Source organism: Qipengyuania aestuarii (genome assembly GCF_019711535.1).
Taxonomy (GTDB): domain Bacteria; phylum Pseudomonadota; class Alphaproteobacteria; order Sphingomonadales; family Sphingomonadaceae; genus Qipengyuania; species Qipengyuania aestuarii.
In genome coordinates this window covers 155,517-174,347 of the sequence record NZ_JAIGNP010000001.1, presented here as the reverse complement: position 1 = coordinate 174,347, position 18,831 = coordinate 155,517, and the positions used below count along the sequence as shown (strand labels likewise).

Here is an 18,831-nt window from a genome sequence, read left to right as displayed (position 1 = left end):
CCGAAACTCGAAAGAGCGAAAGTATACCGACCATGGAAGAAAAAGAGAGCAAGCAAACCCTGTATCTGGTGATGGGTGGACGTGTGACCGATCCGCGCAGCGTCACCTTTTCCGATCCCGAGAGCATTCACGTGGCAGGCGTTTTCTCGACTTACGAGAATGCCGAAAGCGCATGGCGCGGCAATGCCCAGCGCACCGTGGACGATGCGGAAATGAAATACGTCATCGTACATCTCCACAAGCTGCTCGACCCGGAAGCGTAAGGAACAAACCCGATGGCTTATTCGATCCGCTCATTCGAGGAAGGCGATGCCGAGGCACTGGCCCTTCTTGGACGCGCTGCGATCGGCGCCATCGGCCCCGAGGCCTATACCGAAGAGCAGGTCGACGCCTGGTTGTCCAACCTGGCCGGCCCCGAGGTCTACCAGGCGGAAGCCGACGCGGGCACGCAGATTTTCATCGCCACCGATGAAGAGGACGAGCCGGTCGCTTATGCCATGCTCGAGTCGAACGGGCATCTTGACCACCTCTACTGCCACCCCGATCATACGGAAGAAGGCATCGCCTCCAGCCTGCTGGAGACGGCGGCGCTTTATGCGAAATATCATGGGATTACGCACCTCTTCACCGAGGCGAGCGAGGTAGCCAAACCTGCATTCGAAAGCGCAGGCTATACGGCGATGAAGAAACGCACCTTCGAAATCGAAGGGGTTGAAATCACCAATTGGGCGATGGTGCGCGAGATCGAACTCGCGAATGAGAGCGCCCCGAAAAACGGGCGCCTGTCGAACGCCTGATAAGCGAAGCGGGATGAGGGCCCTGCCCTCACCCCGTAATCTTTAGCTCAAACGAATTCGATCTTGTCGACGAGGTAGAACTTGTCGCCACTAGGCACGGTGACCTCGATCTCGTCTTCCACCTGCTTGCCGATCAGCGCGCGCGCGATCGGAGAGGTGTAGCTGATGCGTCCCTTGGCGGCATCAGCCTCGGTCTGGCCGACGATCTGATACTTCACCGGCTTGTCGTCTTCATCGAGAAGCGTAACGGTCGCGCCGAAGATCACCTTGTCGCCCGACAAGGTGGTGGGGTCGATAATCTGCGCCCGGCTGATCTTGTCTTCCAGATCGCCGATCATCGCCTCGACCTGGCCCTGACGCTCCTTCGCAGCGTGATATTCCGCGTTTTCCGAAAGATCGCCATGAGCGCGCGCTTCCTCGATCGCGTCGACGATCCTGGGGCGCTCCGCCCGCAGCACCTTGAGGTCTGCAGTCAGCTTTTCATAACCCTCTTGCAGCATCGGCACCTTTTCCATGCGCCCAATTCCTTCCTGCTTGGCGCCCCTCCCCGGACAATTGGACCCCGGACCGCGGGTTGCGGAGCCTGTCGGGACCGAATGTAAGGAAGGGTACGCGTCTAATTCTTGTCAGCTATAATAGTCTTGCAGGGAACGCACTTCAAGCTGCTCGGTCGAAACCTCCGCAATTGCGCGCGCCGCGGCGGCGCTTGCCGCCGCCGTGGTGTAATAGGGCAGCTTCTTTTCCAGCGCCGCCTCGCGGATCGACTGGCTGTCGAGCAGCGACTGCCACCCCTCGGTCGAATTGAAGATCAGCGCGACCTCGCCGTCGATGATCGCATCGACGATATGCGGCCTGCCCTCGGCAACCTTGTTGACGCGCTCCACCTCGAGCCCGTTCTCGGACAGGAAGCGCTGCGTGCCGCCAGTGGCGATGATGCGGAAGCCCTTTTCGATCATGGTGCGGACCGCCGGTAAGATGACGTCCTTGTCGCTGTCCTTGACCGACACGAAGATCGTGCCTTCCGTCGGCAGCTTCATACCTGCGCCGAGCTGCGACTTGTAGAATGCCGCCGGGAAGCTGCGGTCGATGCCCATGACCTCACCGGTGGATTTCATTTCCGGCGAAAGGACCGGGTCGGCCCCCGGGAAACGGGCAAAGGGGAACACGGCTTCCTTCACCGCCATGTGGTCGGGCTTGAGATCAAAGGGTTCGAAGCTTGAAAGCGGCTCGCCCGCCATGACGCGCGCGGCAACCTTGGCCACCGGCTGGCCGATGGCCTTGGCGACGAAGGGCACCGTGCGGCTGGCGCGCGGGTTGACCTCGATCAGGTAAACCTCCCCGTCCTTCACCGCGAACTGCACATTCATCAGGCCGCGTACGTTCAGCGCCTCGGCCAGTGCCGTCGCCTGACGCTCCATCTCCTCGATGATGTCGGCAGGCAGGCTGTAAGGCGGCAGAGTGCAGGCACTGTCGCCCGAGTGCACGCCGGCTTCCTCGATATGCTGCATGACGCCCGCAATGCGAACCTCGCTGCCATCCGAGACGACATCGACATCGCATTCCACCGCATCGCGCAGATACTGGTCGACCAGCACGGGGCTGTCCCCCGACACGTTGACGGCGGTGGCGATATAGTCGTCGAGCTGCGGTTCGCTGTCGACGATTTCCATCGCACGGCCGCCCAGTACATAGCTCGGGCGCAGCAGAACCGGATAACCGATACGCGCGGCAGCTGCGGCAGCCTCGTCGCGGCTCTTGGCGATCCCATTGAGCGGCTGCTTGAGGTTCAGCTTGTTGACCAGCTTGGCAAACCGTTCACGGTCTTCCGCAAGATCGATCGCGTCGGGGCTGGTACCGAGGATCGGGATGCCTTCACGCTCGAGCGCAGAGGCCAGTTTCAGCGGCGTCTGCCCACCGAACTGGACAATCACGCCAACCACCTCGCCTTTCGACATTTCGACGCGCATGATTTCCAGCACGTCTTCTTCGGTCAGCGGCTCGAAATAGAGCCGGTCAGACGTATCGTAATCGGTGGAGACGGTTTCAGGATTGCAGTTGACCATGATGGTCTCGAAGCCGGCTTCAGCCAGCGCGAAACACGCATGGACGCAGCAATAATCGAATTCGATGCCCTGCCCGATCCGGTTCGGGCCGCCGCCCAAGATGACGATCTTCTTGCGGTCGCTAGGGTCCGCCTCGTCTTCGCTCTCCCCGAAGCTGGGCGCTTCGTAGGTCGAATACATATAGGGCGTGATGGCCTCGAATTCGGCGGCGCAGCTGTCGATGCGCTTGAATACCGGATAGACGCCCAGCTTGTGGCGCAGCTTGCGCACTTCCTGCTCGCTCGTGGCACCGGCCATGGCGCGTAGGGCGTCGTGCAGAAGACCGGACCGGCGCGCCTGCGTTTCGGCGAGGCCTCCTGCCACGCCGACAGAGCGGACCGCCAGCGTCGCAAGGCGCTTGTCCGAAAAGCCCATGGCTTTCAGGCGGCGCATTTCGTCGGCATCGCGCGGCAAACCATTGTGCGCGAGCATTTTTTCTTCGTAGATGATCGCTTCGATCTGACGGAGGAACCAGGGGTCGAAGCCGGTGATCTGGTTGATTTCCTCCACCGTGAATTCCTCGCGGAACGCCTGCGCGATCTTGAGGATACGGTCGGGCGTGCGCTGGCTGAGCGAAGCGGTGATCTTCTCGCGGCTGACGCCTTCCAATTCAGGCACGCGGTTGAAGCCATCCAATCCGGTTTCGAGACCGCGCAGCGCCTTCTGCATCGATTCCGCGAAACAGCGGCCGATGGCCATGACCTCGCCGACCGACTTCATCGCCGTCGAAAGCTCGTTCTTCGCTCCCTTGAACTTCTCGAAGGCGAAGCGCGGGATCTTGGTCACGACATAGTCGATGGTCGGTTCGAACGAAGCCGGGGTCGCACCGGTGATCTCGTTCTGGATTTCGTCGAGCGTGTAGCCCACCGCCAGCTTCGCAGCGACGCGGGCAATGGGGAAGCCGGTGGCCTTCGATGCCAGCGCCGAGGAGCGCGAAACGCGCGGGTTCATCTCGATCACGATCAGGCGCCCATCGGCTGGATTGACTGCGAACTGTACGTTCGAACCGCCTGTTTCCACACCAATTTCCCGCAGCACCTCGATGCTGGCGGTACGCATGATCTGGTATTCTTTATCAGTCAGCGTCAGCGCCGGCGCGACGGTGATGGAATCGCCCGTATGCACGCCCATCGGATCGACGTTCTCGATTGAACAGATGATGATGCAATTGTCCTTGCGGTCACGCACCACCTCCATCTCATATTCCTTCCAGCCGAGGAGCGATTCCTCGATCAGGACTTCGGTGGTAGGGGATGCATCCAAGCCTTCGCGCACGATGCGTTCGAACTCGGCCTTGTTATAGGCAATGCCGCCGCCCGTCCCGCCGAGCGTGAAGCTGGGGCGGATGATGGAAGGAAGGCCCGTCCGCTCGAGCACGGCATAGGCTTCGTCGACAGTATTGGCGACGCCGCTGCGTGCGCTTTCCAGGCCGATCTTGTCCATCGCCTCACGGAAACGTTGGCGGTTCTCTGCCTTGTCGATCGCATCGGCATCCGCTCCGATCATCTGGACGCCGAATTTCTCCAGCGTTCCCTCGTTGAAGAGCGCAAGCGCACAGTTGAGCGCCGTCTGCCCGCCCATCGTGGGCAGCACCGCATCGGGACGCTCCTTCTCGATGATCTTAGCGACGATTTCGGGCGTAATCGGCTCGATATAGGTCGCGTCGGCCATTTCCGGGTCGGTCATGATCGTGGCGGGGTTGGAGTTCACCAGAATGACCCGGTAACCCTCTTCCTTCAGCGCCTTGATCGCCTGGGTGCCGGAATAGTCGAACTCGCAGGCCTGGCCGATGATGATCGGACCGGCGCCAATGACGAGGATCGAGGAAATGTCAGTACGTTTAGGCATTCAGTTTACCTTGAAGAGGTTTTGCAGACCGATAACTGCTTGGGTAAGCCCGATGACGGTGGCCAATCGCTGAATTATTAACCACACCAACTCTGGTTCAGGCTCATTGCTCTGAGCGAGGACAAGCGCCGCGGTGAGAAGATCGTGCGCATGATCGACCTTGCTATTTTGCCTCTCATTCGAAAGCTCTGATTTCGCTTCCTCAAGTAGGCTGATACAGCGCGATTTGACAGCATCATTAAAGACGAAAGCGCTCGGCAAGCCAGTCCATTTTCGAGAATCTATCGGAAGTTTTCGCAGGCGATCGAGCGCATTAGCCAACCCCAATTCCGCCGCGAACTCAGCTAGGATTGACGATTTCTCGTTGATCAAACTCACAGACGCCGGACCCAAACTCAGAAATTCATCCATGCCTGTAAATTCGAGATCGTAAGGTTCTAATTCTCCATGGGTCGGATGAGACACCGAAATAGCTGTCTCGATAGCTTCATACTCTGGACTAAACTCGATCAGAGTCCCGTCGTCGCGCAGCTTGGAGAGTGCAGTACGAAACAACTGGTAATCCTCTTTGCTGCCAAACTTACTGGAAAACTTGCTATTGATCTCACTCCAAGTCTGTAGCTTGCTCGCTTCAAGCATAATGGCGACAATGCGAAGTTCGTAGGCTTCTTCCACTCTCACCCCAGCATCCCCACAAACTTCTCAAACAGGTAGAAGCTGTCCTGCGGGCCGGGGCTCGCCTCGGGATGATACTGCACGCCGAACGCTTTCTTGCCCTTGATCGAGATCCCGCAATTGGTGCCGTCAAACAGCGAGACATGGGTCTGCTCGACACCGTCGGGCAAGGTTTCGCCATCGACCGCAAAGCCGTGGTTCATGCTGGTGATTTCGACCAGGCCGGTGCTGTCGCCCCAACCTTCCCCGACGCGCTGGACGGGATGATTGGCGCCGCGGTGGCCCTGGAACATCTTGGCCGTCTTCGCCCCTGCCGCAAGGCCGAGCATCTGGTGGCCAAGGCAGATGCCAAACAGCGGGATATCGCGGTCGAGCAGGCCTTTGATCACCGGCACGGCATATTCGCCCGTCGCTGCCGGATCGCCGGGGCCGTTGGACAGGAAAACACCCGCAGGCTCGAGGGCCAGGATATCCTCAAGGCTGGTCCGCGCTGGAACCACGGTCACTTTCGCGCCCGCCTGTACCAGATTGCGGAAGATATTGTCCTTCGCCCCGTAATCGATCGCGACGACATGCGGCTTCTGATTGTCGGCCTCGGCATAGCCGGTGCCGAGCTGCCAGAACCCGCCCTTCCAGTTCTCATGCGCTTCCCGCGTCACGCGGGGGACGAGATCGAGGCCTTCCAGCCCGCTCCATTCGGCGGCCTGCTTCTTCAGCGCCTTCATGTCGAACTGGCCGCGCGGGTTGTGCGCGATCACCGCATTGGGCGCGCCCTGCACGCGGATACGGCGGGTCAGCGCCCGGGTGTCGACGCCCGACAGGCCGATCTTGCCATGCTTCACGCACCATTCGACGAATTCGTCGCGCGCCCGGAAATTCGAATGACGGGTCACATCCTGCCGAACGATCAGGCCGACTGCGCCCAGGCCGCGGCTCTCGACGTCTTCCTCGTTCGCGCCGACATTGCCGATGTGCGGGAAGGTGAAAGTGACGATCTGGCTGTCATAGGAAGGATCGGTCATCACTTCCTGATAGCCGGTCATGGCCGTGTTGAAGCAGACTTCGCCGACAGCCGTGCCGGAGGCGCCGAAGCCCTTGCCCCAGATACAGGTTCCGTCGGCGAGGACGATGACTCCCGTCGCGTCTTTGGGTTGCGCGTGCGAAAATGCGGACAGGGCCATGGGGGCGCTCCGGTGTCAGGGGTTTCCAGCGATGTGTGCTAAGTCCCAGCCGCTAAGGACCGGAGCGAGTCCCGTCAACCGCCTAATTGGACGAACCCTTGGCATTACGGCCACTTGTTCTAAATGAAGCGTCAACCATCCACAGATTCATGAATAGAGGCACAATGCTGCGCGAAAAAATCCAGGCCGAAACAGTCACCGCCATGAAGGCCAAGGACAAGGAACGCACCGCGACGCTGCGTCTGATCGGCGCGAAGATCAAGGATCGCGATATCGAACTGCGGACCGCGGACAAGAAGCCGGAAGACGATGAGCTCGTCACCGACGTGCTCATGAAGATGGCCAAGCAGCGCCGCGAATCGATTGCCATGTACGAAGAAGGCGGGCGCCAGGAACTGGCCGACAAGGAACAGGCCGAGCTGGTCGTAATCGAGGAATTCCTGCCGAAGCAGATGAGCGAGGACGAAACGCGCGCCGCGATCGCACAGATCAAGGCGGATACCGGCGCCGACGGCATAAAGGACATGGGCAAGGTGATGGGCGAATTGAAAGCCCGCCACGGCGCCACGCTCGACATGACCAAGGCCAGCGGCCTGGTGAAGGAGGCACTGTCGTGAGAAAGCTGCTGTTTCTCGCTCCGCTCGCGCTGACCGCATGCGGCGACCGGGAGCCCGAGCCTGCGCCCACGCCCACCCCCACGGTTGCGCAGCCGCGCGCGCTCGCCCCTGCCGACCTTGACCTGTCGACGCTGGGTGCAAGGATCGTCGGGCCGCAAGGCGACGAGGTGGAAACCGTGCTGAGCGCCGGCAACCGCGAAATCGGCAAGATGGTGAGTTTCGTGGCCTGCCCCGAAGGCGTTACCCAATGCGTGCCCGGGGATTTGCCCGCGGATACGATCTACACCTATGTCCACCAGGTCACTCTAGCCGATGCACCGCAGGTCGAGGAGCAACCCGAAGAAGGGCCGGAGGTGCTGGAAAGTCCCCCCACCCTTTTCCGGATGACCCAGGAAGCGCACGGCTTCAATCGCGCGGTGGGCTATTCCAACGCGCAGGCGCTGGAAGCGCTTGGAAACGAGGATGCGATTTCCATCACCAGCGACGGCGGACGCCTGATCTGGCGGGTCACGCAAGGGGAAGGCTGGAAACCGGGTTCGACCATCACCTTCTGGTGGCAATCCACGCTTCCACCGGCAGGTCCGGCCGACGCCTATCTGCTGGAAATCGACGGCAATCAGGCCAAGGCCAAGGGGCCGTTTCCGGCCGAAGAAAAACCGGCAGCCGGGGCCGCCGCCAACTAGCGGAATTCGTTTCCAGCCATTAGGTAGGTGGGCATGGCGCTCACCCCCCAATGGCTGGACGAATTGCGGATGCGGACGACCTTGTCGGCCGTGATCGGGCGCACGGTCCGCCTGACCAAGGCGGGGCGGGAATTCAAGGCGTGCTGCCCCTTCCATAACGAGAAGACGCCAAGCTTCTACGTCAATGACGAGAAGGGCTTTTACCATTGCTTCGGCTGTGAGGCGCATGGCGATGCCATCCGCTGGCTGACCGATCAGCGCGGCCTGCCGTTCATGGATGCGGTCAAGGAACTGGCGGCAGAAGCGGGGATGGAAGTCCCCGCCCCCGATCCGCGTTCCGCAGAGCGTGCGGAAAAACGCGCCAGCCTGCACGATGTCACGGCGGCGGCCCAGCAATGGTTCGTAGATCGGCTTTCCTCGCCAGAAGGTGCGGAAGCGCGCAGCTATCTCAAACGCCGCGGTTTTTCCGAAAAAGTCGTGCGCGAATTCGGCTTCGGTTTCGCGCCGGTGGAGCGTCAGGCGCTCGCAGCCGCGCTACCCTTCGAAGATGCGATGCTGATCGAAGCAGGGATGCGGATCGAGGTCGAGGGCAAGGATCCCTACGATCGCTTCCGGGGGCGCCTCATGCTCCCGATCCAGGACGCGCGGGGCCGTGTCATCGCCTTTGGTGGACGCATCCTAGATGCAGATGCCAACGGGCCCAAATATCTCAACAGCCCGGAAACGCCGCTCTTCGACAAGGGGCGGACCCTCTACAACATGCACCGCGCCGCTCCCGCTGCACGCCAGAACGGGCGCATCGTGGTGGTCGAAGGCTATATGGATGCCATCGCCCTGGCGAATGCCGGGATTGCCGAAGTCGTCGCCCCTCTGGGAACCGCGCTGACCGAGAACCAGATCGAACTGCTCTGGCGCCAGGTCGAGCGTCCGATCCTGTGTTTCGACGGCGACAATGCCGGGCAGCGGGCCGCAATGCGCGCCATCGGCCGGGTGCTGCCGCTGCTGCGACCCGGACATTCGCTGGCCATCGTTCGCATGCCCGCCGGAATGGATCCTGACGATCTGATCCGCGAGAAAGGCGTTGCTGCGATGGAGGAAGCGCTATCTTCCGCCAGCGGCCTGCTCGATACGCTCTGGCAGTTCGAACGCGATGCCGTGCCGCTCGAATCGCCCGAGGACAAGGCGGGCCTAAAGGAACGGCTGATGGCCCATGTCGAGGCGATCCAGCATCCCGACATCCGCGCGCTCTACAAGCGCGAGCTGCAGGACCGCTTTTCCGACTTTGCCTTTCCGCCGCGCCAGCAGCGCCCGTTCACACCGCGGGGCGAATGGCAGAAGGGCAGTTTCAAACAGCAGGCCCCGCGCCTCTCGCAGGAGACTGCGAACCGCCTGAAACGCGCCATTTCCGGGGGCTCGCGCGATACGCTGACCAGCGCGGTCATTCACGGGCTGCTGCTCCATCCGGGCGAAATTCCCAGGCATGAGAGCGCCCTCGCCCGCTTCGCCACGCGTGACCCGAATGCAGGCCCGGCGATAGATTCCTTGCTCGCCGCTGCGGAAATGCTTGATTCGCGCGCGCAATCGCCCATATCGCTGCCAGAAGGCCTACCCGCCCCACCGGCAAACACCCGCTTCGCCTTTCTCGATAAAGGCACCGACCCGGTTGATGCGCGCGAGGATCTGGCTGAAGCCGTGTCACTGCTGGTCGAAAGGCCGGCACTCGAAGCCGCGCTTGCTGAAGCGACCGCGCGTTTCGAGATCGATCCCGAAGGAGCTTTCGCGGACCAGCAACGTTTGCTGAAGCGGAAACTGGAATTCGAGGCGCGACTCGGACAGATGGCAAGTCGAAGGGCCGCATCAGCGGCTACGAAAGATTCAGAGACCGCACAGGGATCCTCTCCTGCTGGCGGTGCATAGAATGGACTGATTGCACTTTATGGCAACCAAATCGAAGTCGGGCGAAAAAGACGACGCTCCCCTGATCGACCTCAACGAATCGTCGATCAAGAAGCTGATCTCCAAAGCGAAGAAGAAGGGTTACGTCACCTATGACGAGCTCAACGACGCGCTGCCGCAAGGTGAGATGAGTTCCGATCAGATCGAGGACATCCAGTCGGCCCTGTCCGAAATGGGCGTGCAGATCGTCGAGCATGACGAAGATGCAGAGCAGGAAGACGAGGTCGAGGAAATCGCGCCCGCGCCTTCCGCCAAGGAAAAGGACGCCAAGAAGGCGCCGGCGAAGAAAGCCGCCACCGAAGGCCGCACGGACGATCCCGTGCGCATGTACCTGCGCGAAATGGGCGCGGTGGAACTGCTCAGCCGTGAAGGCGAGATCGCCATCGCCAAGCGTATCGAAGCCGGCCGCGACATGATGATCATGGGCCTGTGCCAGAGCCCGATCACCTTCCATGCGATCATCCAGTGGTCCGAAGCGCTCAACAACGAAGAAATGCAGCTGCGCGAGATCCTCGATCTCGACGCCATGCTTTCCAAGGAACCCCCGGCGGACAAGCTCGCCGAAGGGGCCGAAGACGATGATGACGACGGCGAGATTTCGGAAGAAACCGCCGGTCCGACCATCCGCGACGACGAGGATGAGGACAGCGATTCCGATTCCGAGGGCGAGGATGGTGAGGAAGGCTCTTCCAAGTCGGACGATGACGAGGACGAGGACAACACCATGTCGCTCGCCCAGATGGAAGCCGCGCTCAAGCCCGACGCTATCGAGCGCTTCGCCCGCATCAAGGATCTGTTCGGCAAGTTCGAAAAGCTCCAGAAGGAACGCGTGGACACCCTCGGCCGCGGCGAAGCATTCCCGCCGGCCAAGGAAAAGAAATACGAGGACCTTTCGGACCAGCTGACCGCCGAGGTCGAAAGCGTCCAGTTCCACGCGACCAAGATCGAATTCCTGGTCGACAATCTCTATGCCTTCAACCGCCGCCTGACCGCGCTCGGTGGCCAGATGCTGCGCCTTGCCGAACGTCACAAGGTCAAGCGGATCGATTTCCTCGATGCCTATATCGGCAACGAGCTCGACGATCACTGGATGGATGACCGGGTCAAGAAGGACAAGAAATGGGCCGCCTTCGCCGAGAAGGAAGGCGATGCCATCGATCGCATCCGTACGGAAATCAGCGACATCGCCAGCGCCACCGGCATGGCGCTGGAAGAATTCCGCCGCATCGTGAACATGGTCCAGAAGGGTGAGCGCGAAGCGCGTATCGCCAAGAAGGAAATGGTCGAGGCGAATCTTCGTCTCGTTATCTCGATTGCGAAGAAATACACCAACCGCGGCCTGCAGTTCCTCGACCTGATCCAGGAAGGAAACATCGGCCTGATGAAGGCTGTCGACAAGTTCGAATACCGCCGCGGCTACAAGTTCAGCACTTACGCCACCTGGTGGATCCGGCAGGCAATCACCCGCTCGATCGCCGACCAGGCGCGCACGATCCGCATCCCGGTCCACATGATCGAAACGATCAACAAGCTGGTCCGCTGTTCGCGTCAGTTCCTGCACGACCAGGGCCGCGAACCGACACCCGAAGAGATGGCGGAGAAACTCTCCATGCCGCTCGAAAAGGTGCGCAAGGTGATGAAGATCGCCAAGGAGCCGATCTCCCTCGAAACGCCGATCGGCGACGAGGAAGACAGCCATCTGGGCGATTTCATCGAGGACAAGAACGCGATCATTCCGGTCGACGCCGCGATCCAGGCGAACCTCAAGGAAACGGTCACGCGCGTCCTTGCCAGCCTGACACCGCGTGAAGAGCGCGTGCTGCGCATGCGTTTCGGCATCGGCATGAACACTGATCACACGCTGGAAGAGGTCGGCCAGCAGTTCTCGGTGACTCGCGAACGTATCCGCCAGATCGAGGCAAAGGCGCTGCGCAAGCTCAAGCACCCGAGCCGCAGCCGCAAGATGCGCTCGTTCCTGGATCAGTAAACAAACGGGAGGGGATCATTTTCAGGCACGCATTAGGAGCAGCCGTACTTTCAGCTTCGATCGTCGGGAGCGCCATGGCTGCTCCCGAAGGCGCCGTCGACTGGGTCTATGGCGATGGCGAACTGCCTGAAAAATGGTCTATCACCAATCAGAACTATGCGACCTGCGATGCAGGTATGATGCAGTCGCCCATCGATCTGGACAGTGCCAATGCGCAAGGCGATATTGCGCTGGCGGCATCTTATGGAGAGACCGCTGGCGAGCTCAAGCTCGCGCCGGGCAAGGTACAGGTCGTCGTCGATCCCGGAATGGGCATGATTTCCGGCCAGCGGCTGTTCAGTCTGCTGCAGTTCCATCTGCACACGCCGTCCGAGCACCGGATGAATGGACAGCGCTATCCGCTTACGGCTCATCTCGTGCACGCAACCGCCACCGGCGAACTCGCCGTGCTTGGCACCATGTTCCGCCCAGGTGCAGAGAACGCCGCGATCGCTAAGATCATCGAGGCGGCGCAGGATGGCGCCAAGCAGGTCACGCTCGATGTGCAGGATCTGGTCCCGGAAGATATGCGGGTCTACCGGTACATGGGCTCTCTCACCACTCCTCCCTGCACTGAAGGCGTGAACTGGCACGTGGCCGACACGGTGCTCGAAGCGAGCCCGGCACAGATCGCCGCTTTGGAACAGATGCTCGGTCAGAGCGCCCGGTCCATGCAGCCGCTCAATAAAAGACTGGTTGTCGCTCCGGCGGAATAGTGCGCCGTCCCGAAATGGGGCATGCCATCAGGCGCAACGAAAGATGCGCTTTACTCACGGAACACGAAGCATGCTGATCCTTTGTGCCATTGACGGGCAACAAAAGGACAGCGGGTTATGGAACCTCTCACCCTCCCCTTGCTAATCGGTTTCGTCATCATGTCGCTGGGTTCGCTGGCGATTTATGCTCACGGCGACAAGCGCACCGAATTTCTTCACCATACGCAGTTTCATTCCGTCGTGCCCTTCATTGCCGCGACGGCCTATCTGGCCATGGCACTCGGCATCGGCCGCTTCGAGATGGCAGGTGGTCAGACCTTGTTTCTTGCCCGCTACGCGGACTGGGTGGTGACCACTCCCATCCTGCTCACCGGATTGATCCTAGCCGGACTGCATGAACACCCCCGCCACTCGACCTTCATTCTCCCCGCAGTCGTGCTCGACGCGCTCATGATCGTCACCGGCCTGCTGGCGGCGATAACCGAGAACGAAACAGCTAAGTGGGTCTGGTTCGCATGGTCGAGCGCTGCCTTCCTCGGCATCATCTACCTCCTGCTCGGCCCCGTGATGGCGGCGGCCCGGACGCTGGGCGGCAAGATGACCTCGGTCTACAAGGCCAACCTGACCTTCCTTCTGGTGGTCTGGGCCATCTATCCGATCGAATGGGCGCTGGGGCCCCAGGGCCTCGGCCTGTTCACGACGCTGGCCGATGCCTGGTTCATCCTCGTCATGGATGTCACGGCCAAGGTGATTTATGGCTTCGTCGCAACATCGCGGTTCAAGAAGCTGTCGATCGAGGACGCTGATCGCAAGCCGATGCCTGCGACCGAGGTCTGAAACCCGATTGTCCGCCGACCCCGCCGCGAGCGCTTCAGGAAAAGTCTCGCGGCGGGGTCGCGCGAATCGGCTCGCTTTACTATGGCGCGCGCATGCGTATCGCCCTTGCTTCCGACCATGCCGCCCTCGAGCTGAAATCCGCCTTGCGGGACTGGCTGATCGAGATGGGTCACGAGGTGGCTGACCTCGGTCCCGAAACCGCCGACAGCGTCGATTATCCCGACTATGGGTATAAGCTCGCCAGCGTGGTGGCCGACGGTGTGGCCGAACGCGGCATCGCCCTGTGCGGTAGCGGCATCGGCATTTCCATGAGCATCAATCGCAATCCGGCGGTGCGCTGCGCGCTGGTTTCCGAACCGCTCTCCGCTGCCCTTGCGCGCGAACATAATGACGCGAACTGCCTCGCCATGGGCGCGCGCCTGACCGGCGTGGACATGGCCAAGGCTTGCGTCACCGCCTTCCTCGACACCGAATTCGCCGGCGGCCGGCATCAGCGCCGCGTCGACAAGCTTTCCAACCCCAGTTGCTAGGACCGACATGACCGACAACCGTTTCTGGAACGACACGCTCGAACAGGCCGACCCCGAGGTCTATGCCGCAGTCCGCAACGAACTGAAGCGCCAGCAGGACAAGATCGAACTGATCGCGAGCGAGAACATCGCCTCGACTGCCGTGCTCGAAGCCGCAGGCAGCGTCTTCACCAACAAATATGCCGAAGGCTATCCCGGCAAGCGTTATTACGGCGGCTGCGATTATGCCGACGTGGTGGAAACGCTGGCGATCGACCGGGCCAAGGAACTGTTCGGCTGCAACTTCGCCAACGTCCAGCCCAATTCGGGCAGCCAGATGAACCAGGCGGTCTTCCTCGCGCTGCTGCAGCCGGGCGATACCTTCATGGGGCTGGACCTCAATTCGGGCGGCCACCTCACTCACGGCTCGCCGGTCAACATGAGCGGCAAGTGGTTCAACCCCGTCAGCTATGGCGTGCGCAAGGACGATGAGCTCATCGACATGGATGATGTCATGGCCATCGCGAAGGAACACAAGCCCAAGCTCATCATCGCCGGCGGCACCGCCTACAGCCGCGTGTGGGACTGGGAAGCCTTCCGCAAAGTCGCTGACGAGGTCGGCGCCTATCTGATGGTCGACATGAGCCACATCTCCGGCCTCGTCGCGGGCGGCGCGCATCCCTCGCCCTTCCCGCATGCCGATATCGTCACCACCACCACGCACAAGAGCCTGCGCGGTCCGCGCTCGGGCATCATCCTGTGGAATGACGAGAAATACACCAAGCCGATCAACATGGCGGTCTTCCCCGGCATGCAGGGCGGCCCGCTGATGCATATCGTGGCGGCCAAGGCGGTCGCCTTCCGCGAGGCGCTGCGTCCCGAGTTCAAGACCTATGCCGCCAATGTCGTCGCCAATGCGCGTGCTCTGGCCCGCGGGATCGAGGCAAACGGCCTGCGAGTGGTGTCGGGCGGAACGGACAATCACTCCATGCTGGTCGACCTCACCGCCAAGGACGTGACGGGCAAGGCCGCCGAGGCCGGGCTCGACCGCGCCTGGCTGACCTGCAACAAGAACGGCATCCCCTACGACACGCGAAGCCCCTTCGTGACCAGCGGCATCCGTCTCGGCACGCCCGCCGGCACCACGCGCGGCTTCGGCGAGGCCGAGTTCGAGACCATCGGCAAGCTCATCTGCGAAGTGGTTGGCGGCATGGCCAGCAACGGCCCCGATGGCGATGGCCAGGTCGAACAGAGCGTGCGTGACCGTGTCACCGAATTGTGCGAAGCTTTCCCCGTCTATCCCGGACGGTAAGGAGCTTCCTATGACGAACAAGCACGACGATCGCGATCCCAAGAAGGGCAATGGCTTCACCGACCACGATCTGGTCCCGGATGCCACCGCTGAAATCAAGGGCATGGCGAAGGAAGGGCTCGATCACCCGTCGACCAAGCCGGTCCTGACCGGTGCCGCCATCGGCGCGATTGCCGGCGGTGTTCTGCCGGTCGTCACCTGGCCGCTCGGGCTCGTGGCCGGTGCGGGCTTCATGCTTTACAAACGCCTGCGCCCCTGAGCGCGATTGCCTGACGAGACACTACCTAAATGCGTTGCCCGTTTTGTGCCCATGACGACAGTCAGGTAAAGGATTCGCGCCCGACCGAGGATTCCACCTCGATCCGCCGGCGCCGCCAGTGCTCCAAATGCGGCGCGCGCTTCACGACCTTCGAACGGGTACAACTGCGCGAGGTGACCGTGGTCAAGAGCGGCGAGCGGCGCCAGCCTTTCGATCGCAGCAAGCTGGAACAGTCAATCGCCCTCGCCTGCCGCAAGCGCGACGTGGCGCAGGAACAGATCGACCAGCTCGTCAGCGGAATCCAGCGCCAGGTCGAAACCGCAGGCGAGGCCGAAATCCCGTCCAAGCGCATCGGCGAACTGGTCATGGACGGCCTGCGCCAGCTCGACAGCGTCGCCTACATCCGCTTCGCCTCGGTCTATCGCGATTTCAGCGAAGCCCGCGATTTCGAGGAATTCGCCAGCACGGTGCAGGAAGCTGCGAAGGGCGAGCAGAAAAGTGGCTGAGAATCGCAAACCCGTGATCGTGCTTGTCCGGCCGCAGCTGGGCGAGAATATCGGCAAGGCTGCCCGGGCGATGCTCAATTTCGGCCTGGTCGAGCTGCGGATGGTGACGCCGCGCGACGGCTGGCCCAATCCCGATGCCGGTCCCTCGGCAGCGGGCGCCGATATCGTGCTGGAGCAGGCCAAGGTCTATGAAAGCACGGCCGAAGCGGTTGCCGATTGCGCGCATGTCTATGCCACCACCGTGCGCAAGCGCGGGGTGACCAAGCCGGTCTTCACGCCGGAACAGGCGTGCCAGGAGATGGCGCAGGCCGAAGGCCGCAGCGCGATCCTGTTCGGGCCCGAGCGTTCGGGGCTGGAAACGGAGGACGTCGCCCTCGCGCGCGCGATCCTCACCGTTCCGATCAATCCCGAATTCGGCTCGCTCAACCTGGCGCAGGCGGTGATCCTATGCGCCTATGAATGGTCGAAGCACGAACAGCTGGTTCAGCCGACGCAGGAAGACATCCTGCCGCCTGCCCCTCAGGAAGAGCTCGAAGGCCTCATCGCGCATCTCGAAGGGATGCTGGAACCCAAGGGCTATTTCATGCCCGAACCGCGCGCCGACGCCACGCGGCGCACCTTGCGCGGCGTGCTGACCAAGCCCGGCTGGAATCACCTGGAGGTGCGGACCCTGCGCGGTGTGCTATCGTCGCTGCAACGCGGGCCTAGGCCCTGATCCGGTCCCATTCGGCCAGTTCATAAGCGATCGAGGTTTCGACCAGAAGCTCCCAGATTTGCTCGATCTTTTCTGCCGGAAGGCTCCGATCCGCAGCGTCAGCCTTCGCATTCTCGATTACTTCTGCCTTGCGCGCTTCGTCACGCACGACATTGCGATCCTGCTTGATGCGCGCGGCTGCCCGCATGTAACCGAACCGCCGGTCCAGCAGTTCCATCAATTCGCGATCGGTGCTGTCCACTCCGGCGCGCACTTCGGGCATGGTCCGGCAATCTTCGGGAAGCTTGAAACTGTCACTCATGGCCGCGCGGAATGGCGGGTAGATTGCGGCTTGTCGAGGACAAACCAAACCCTCTCTCGACTTGTCCGCAACACCTCGGCAATAGGGCCGCATGGCGAGCAATCCGAACACCTATCGCAACCAACCTGACGAGCGCGGACATTTCGGCGATTTTGGCGGCCGCTACGTCGCCGAAACGCTGATGCCGCTGGTCCTAGATCTCGAGCGCGAATATCGCGCCGCGCAGGCCGATCCCGCATTCCAGGCCGAATTCGACGACCTGCTGGAACATTATGTGGGCCGCCCCTCCCCGCTCTATTTTGCGGAACGGCTGACCGACGCGCTCGGCGGCGCGCAGGTCTGGTTCAAGCGCGACGAGCTCAATCACACGGGCGCGCACAAGATCAACAATTGCATCGGGCAGATCCTGCTTGCGATCCGCATGGGCAAGACGCGCATCATCGCGGAAACCGGCGCGGGCCAGCACGGGGTGGCCACAGCAACGGTCTGCGCGCGCTTCGGCCTGCCCTGCGTCATCTACATGGGCGCAGAAGACGTGCGGCGGCAGTCGCCCAATGTCTTCCGCATGAAGCTGCTGGGCGCGGAAGTCGTGCCCGTCACCAGCGGGCGCGGCACGCTGAAGGATGCGATGAACGAAGGGCTGCGCGACTGGGTCGCGAATGTCCACGACACCTTCTACATTATCGGCACTGCCGCCGGGCCGCACCCCTATCCCGAGCTGGTCCGCGATTTCCAGAGCGTGATCGGCAAGGAAGCACGCGTGCAGATGCAGGACCGCATCGGCCGCCTGCCCGATCTGCTGGTGGCAGCCATCGGCGGCGGCTCGAACGCGCTTGGTCTGTTCCACCCCTTCCTCGACGATCCGGACGTGAAGATGCTTGGCGTCGAGGCGGCAGGCCACGGCCTCGATGGTGACGAGCACGCCGCCAGCCTGCTCGGTGGTTTCCCCGGCGTGCTCCACGGCAACAAGACCTATCTGCTGCAGGACGAGGACGGCCAGATCACCGAAGGCCATTCGATCAGCGCCGGCCTCGACTATCCCGGCATCGGCCCCGAACACGCGTGGCTCAAGGACACGGGCCGCGTCGAATACACCGCCATCACCGACGAGGAAGCGCTGGAAGCCTTCCAGCTGCTGTGCCGCACCGAAGGCATCATCCCCGCATTGGAACCCAGCCACGCCATCGCGGCGGTCGCCAAGCGCGCCAAGGAGATGCCAAAGGACAGCGTGATCCTCGCCAACCTCTGCGGCCGCGGCGACAAGGACATCTTCACCGTGGCCGAAAGGCTGGGAGTGGAGATGTGAATCTGGCCATGCGCCTCCTGTTTGCCTTCAATGTCGCAGCATCCATCGTTCTGCTTCTGGGAGAAGCGAGCGGCATTGCGCAGATCGGTGCCGACGACGTGTCTACCCGCGGCACGATCGGCCTGCTCGCGATGATCGTGTTCGGCATGACCGGCTTTCTCGCGTTCTTCGTGTCGCCTTTGGCCTTCGATTTCATGGGCATCCGATCCAGCGGATGGCAGAGCCGCATGGGTAGAACGGTCATCTTGGCGCTCGGCGCGTTTGCACTGACGATCGTTCTCGGCATCTTTTTCGCACCTGTGTTTATGATCGCGGCGATCGTGATCGGCGTTCTGTTCATGGCAGGTGTGGCGGCGCGCTGGATTTACCTCGGCGACATGCCGACAGCGTGATGAATGCTGCCGCAGTTATTTCGAGGCTGTCCTACAGCCGTCCTTTGCTGCAGGCTCCGCCACCGAAGCTCGTGAGACTTGCATTTTCAGCCA

20 protein-coding genes are annotated in these 18,831 nt (G+C 61.8%); 15 read left to right on the top strand and 5 right to left on the bottom strand.

Translation table 11 applies throughout. The features are described 5' to 3' along the window. Window positions 1–32 precede the first annotated feature (32 nt). Window positions 33–263, top strand: coding sequence for a DUF4170 domain-containing protein (locus tag K3175_RS00875; protein ID WP_221541492.1), 231 nt, complete (start codon window positions 33–35; stop codon window positions 261–263). Window positions 264–275: 12 nt separating this feature from the next. Further along, complete coding sequence (locus K3175_RS00870) at window positions 276–797, top strand: GNAT family N-acetyltransferase (RefSeq protein WP_221541491.1); 522 nt, start codon at window positions 276–278, stop codon at window positions 795–797. Between the two features lie 47 nt (window positions 798–844). Here the strand turns inward: K3175_RS00870 and greA are convergent, their stop codons facing one another. The 4 genes from greA to carA form a co-directional block, all read right to left on the bottom strand. Next, window positions 845–1,312, bottom strand: a complete 468-nt coding sequence (gene greA, locus K3175_RS00865) for a transcription elongation factor GreA (RefSeq protein WP_247710608.1) — start codon at window positions 1,310–1,312, stop codon at window positions 845–847. Window positions 1,313–1,423: 111 nt separating this feature from the next. Beyond that, entirely contained in the window at window positions 1,424–4,747 is a 3,324-nt protein-coding gene (gene carB / locus K3175_RS00860; protein WP_221541490.1) for a carbamoyl-phosphate synthase large subunit, read from the bottom strand. Next, a complete protein-coding gene (locus K3175_RS00855; RefSeq protein WP_221541489.1) occupies window positions 4,748–5,422 on the bottom strand; it encodes a hypothetical protein in 675 nt (224 codons plus the stop codon). 2 nt (window positions 5,423–5,424) lie between these two features. Further along, on the bottom strand, window positions 5,425–6,603 hold the full coding sequence (gene carA / locus K3175_RS00850) for a glutamine-hydrolyzing carbamoyl-phosphate synthase small subunit (protein WP_221541488.1): 1,179 nt from the start codon (window positions 6,601–6,603) through the stop codon (window positions 5,425–5,427). A 164-nt stretch (window positions 6,604–6,767) separates the two neighbouring features. On the opposite strand from carA, the gene K3175_RS00845 reads away from it, so the two are divergent. The 11 genes from K3175_RS00845 to K3175_RS00795 all read left to right on the top strand — a co-directional run bounded on the left by K3175_RS00845 (window position 6,768) and on the right by K3175_RS00795 (window position 16,739). Beyond that, the gene (locus tag K3175_RS00845; RefSeq protein WP_221542302.1) at window positions 6,768–7,220 is read left to right on the top strand and encodes a GatB/YqeY domain-containing protein; all 453 of its coding nucleotides are present in this window, start codon (window positions 6,768–6,770) and stop codon (window positions 7,218–7,220) included. Continuing rightward, window positions 7,217–7,903 carry a hypothetical protein gene (locus tag K3175_RS00840; protein ID WP_221541487.1) on the top strand — a complete coding sequence of 229 codons (687 nt, stop codon included), beginning with the start codon at window positions 7,217–7,219 and terminating at the stop codon, window positions 7,901–7,903. Before K3175_RS00845 ends, K3175_RS00840 begins: the two co-directional genes overlap by 4 nt. A 33-nt stretch (window positions 7,904–7,936) precedes the next feature. Continuing rightward, on the top strand, window positions 7,937–9,820 hold the full coding sequence (gene dnaG / locus K3175_RS00835; RefSeq protein WP_221541486.1) for a DNA primase: 1,884 nt from the start codon (window positions 7,937–7,939) through the stop codon (window positions 9,818–9,820). Between the two features lie 19 nt (window positions 9,821–9,839). Next, window positions 9,840–11,846, top strand: coding sequence for an RNA polymerase sigma factor RpoD (gene rpoD, locus K3175_RS00830; protein WP_221541485.1), 2,007 nt, complete (start codon window positions 9,840–9,842; stop codon window positions 11,844–11,846). Window positions 11,847–11,920: 74 nt separating this feature from the next. Beyond that, window positions 11,921–12,601 carry a carbonic anhydrase gene (locus K3175_RS00825; protein WP_221541484.1) on the top strand — a complete coding sequence of 227 codons (681 nt, stop codon included), beginning with the start codon at window positions 11,921–11,923 and terminating at the stop codon, window positions 12,599–12,601. A gap of 117 nt (window positions 12,602–12,718) precedes the next feature. Continuing rightward, window positions 12,719–13,438, top strand: coding sequence for a bacteriorhodopsin (locus tag K3175_RS00820; RefSeq protein ID WP_221541483.1), 720 nt, complete (start codon window positions 12,719–12,721; stop codon window positions 13,436–13,438). A gap of 92 nt (window positions 13,439–13,530) precedes the next feature. Next, window positions 13,531–13,968 (top strand): ribose 5-phosphate isomerase B, encoded by a 438-nt coding sequence (gene rpiB / locus K3175_RS00815; protein WP_221541482.1) that lies wholly within the window; start codon window positions 13,531–13,533, stop codon window positions 13,966–13,968. 7 nt (window positions 13,969–13,975) lie between these two features. Beyond that, the gene (gene glyA / locus K3175_RS00810; protein ID WP_221541481.1) at window positions 13,976–15,259 is read left to right on the top strand and encodes a serine hydroxymethyltransferase; all 1,284 of its coding nucleotides are present in this window, start codon (window positions 13,976–13,978) and stop codon (window positions 15,257–15,259) included. Window positions 15,260–15,269: 10 nt separating this feature from the next. Beyond that, window positions 15,270–15,518: a hypothetical protein gene (locus K3175_RS00805; protein ID WP_221541480.1), complete on the top strand. Its 249-nt coding sequence runs from the start codon at window positions 15,270–15,272 to the stop codon at window positions 15,516–15,518. Between the two features lie 29 nt (window positions 15,519–15,547). Further along, window positions 15,548–16,024 (top strand): transcriptional regulator NrdR, encoded by a 477-nt coding sequence (nrdR, locus tag K3175_RS00800; protein WP_221541479.1) that lies wholly within the window; start codon window positions 15,548–15,550, stop codon window positions 16,022–16,024. After that, a complete protein-coding gene (locus tag K3175_RS00795; protein ID WP_221541478.1) occupies window positions 16,017–16,739 on the top strand; it encodes an RNA methyltransferase in 723 nt (240 codons plus the stop codon). Before nrdR ends, K3175_RS00795 begins: the two co-directional genes overlap by 8 nt. On the opposite strand, the gene K3175_RS00790 is transcribed toward K3175_RS00795, so the two are convergent. Further along, complete coding sequence (locus K3175_RS00790) at window positions 16,729–17,040, bottom strand: chorismate mutase (protein WP_221541477.1); 312 nt, start codon at window positions 17,038–17,040, stop codon at window positions 16,729–16,731. The two genes, K3175_RS00795 and K3175_RS00790, sit on opposite strands and share 11 nt — an antisense overlap. 91 nt (window positions 17,041–17,131) lie before the next feature. Between K3175_RS00790 and trpB the strand changes: the two genes are divergently transcribed. Together trpB and K3175_RS00780 are read left to right on the top strand one after the other, a co-directional pair. Continuing rightward, window positions 17,132–18,346, top strand: coding sequence for a tryptophan synthase subunit beta (gene trpB / locus K3175_RS00785; protein WP_221541476.1), 1,215 nt, complete (start codon window positions 17,132–17,134; stop codon window positions 18,344–18,346). Beyond that, complete coding sequence (locus K3175_RS00780; protein WP_221541475.1) at window positions 18,343–18,738, top strand: hypothetical protein; 396 nt, start codon at window positions 18,343–18,345, stop codon at window positions 18,736–18,738. Before trpB ends, K3175_RS00780 begins: the two co-directional genes overlap by 4 nt. Window positions 18,739–18,831 lie beyond the last annotated feature (93 nt).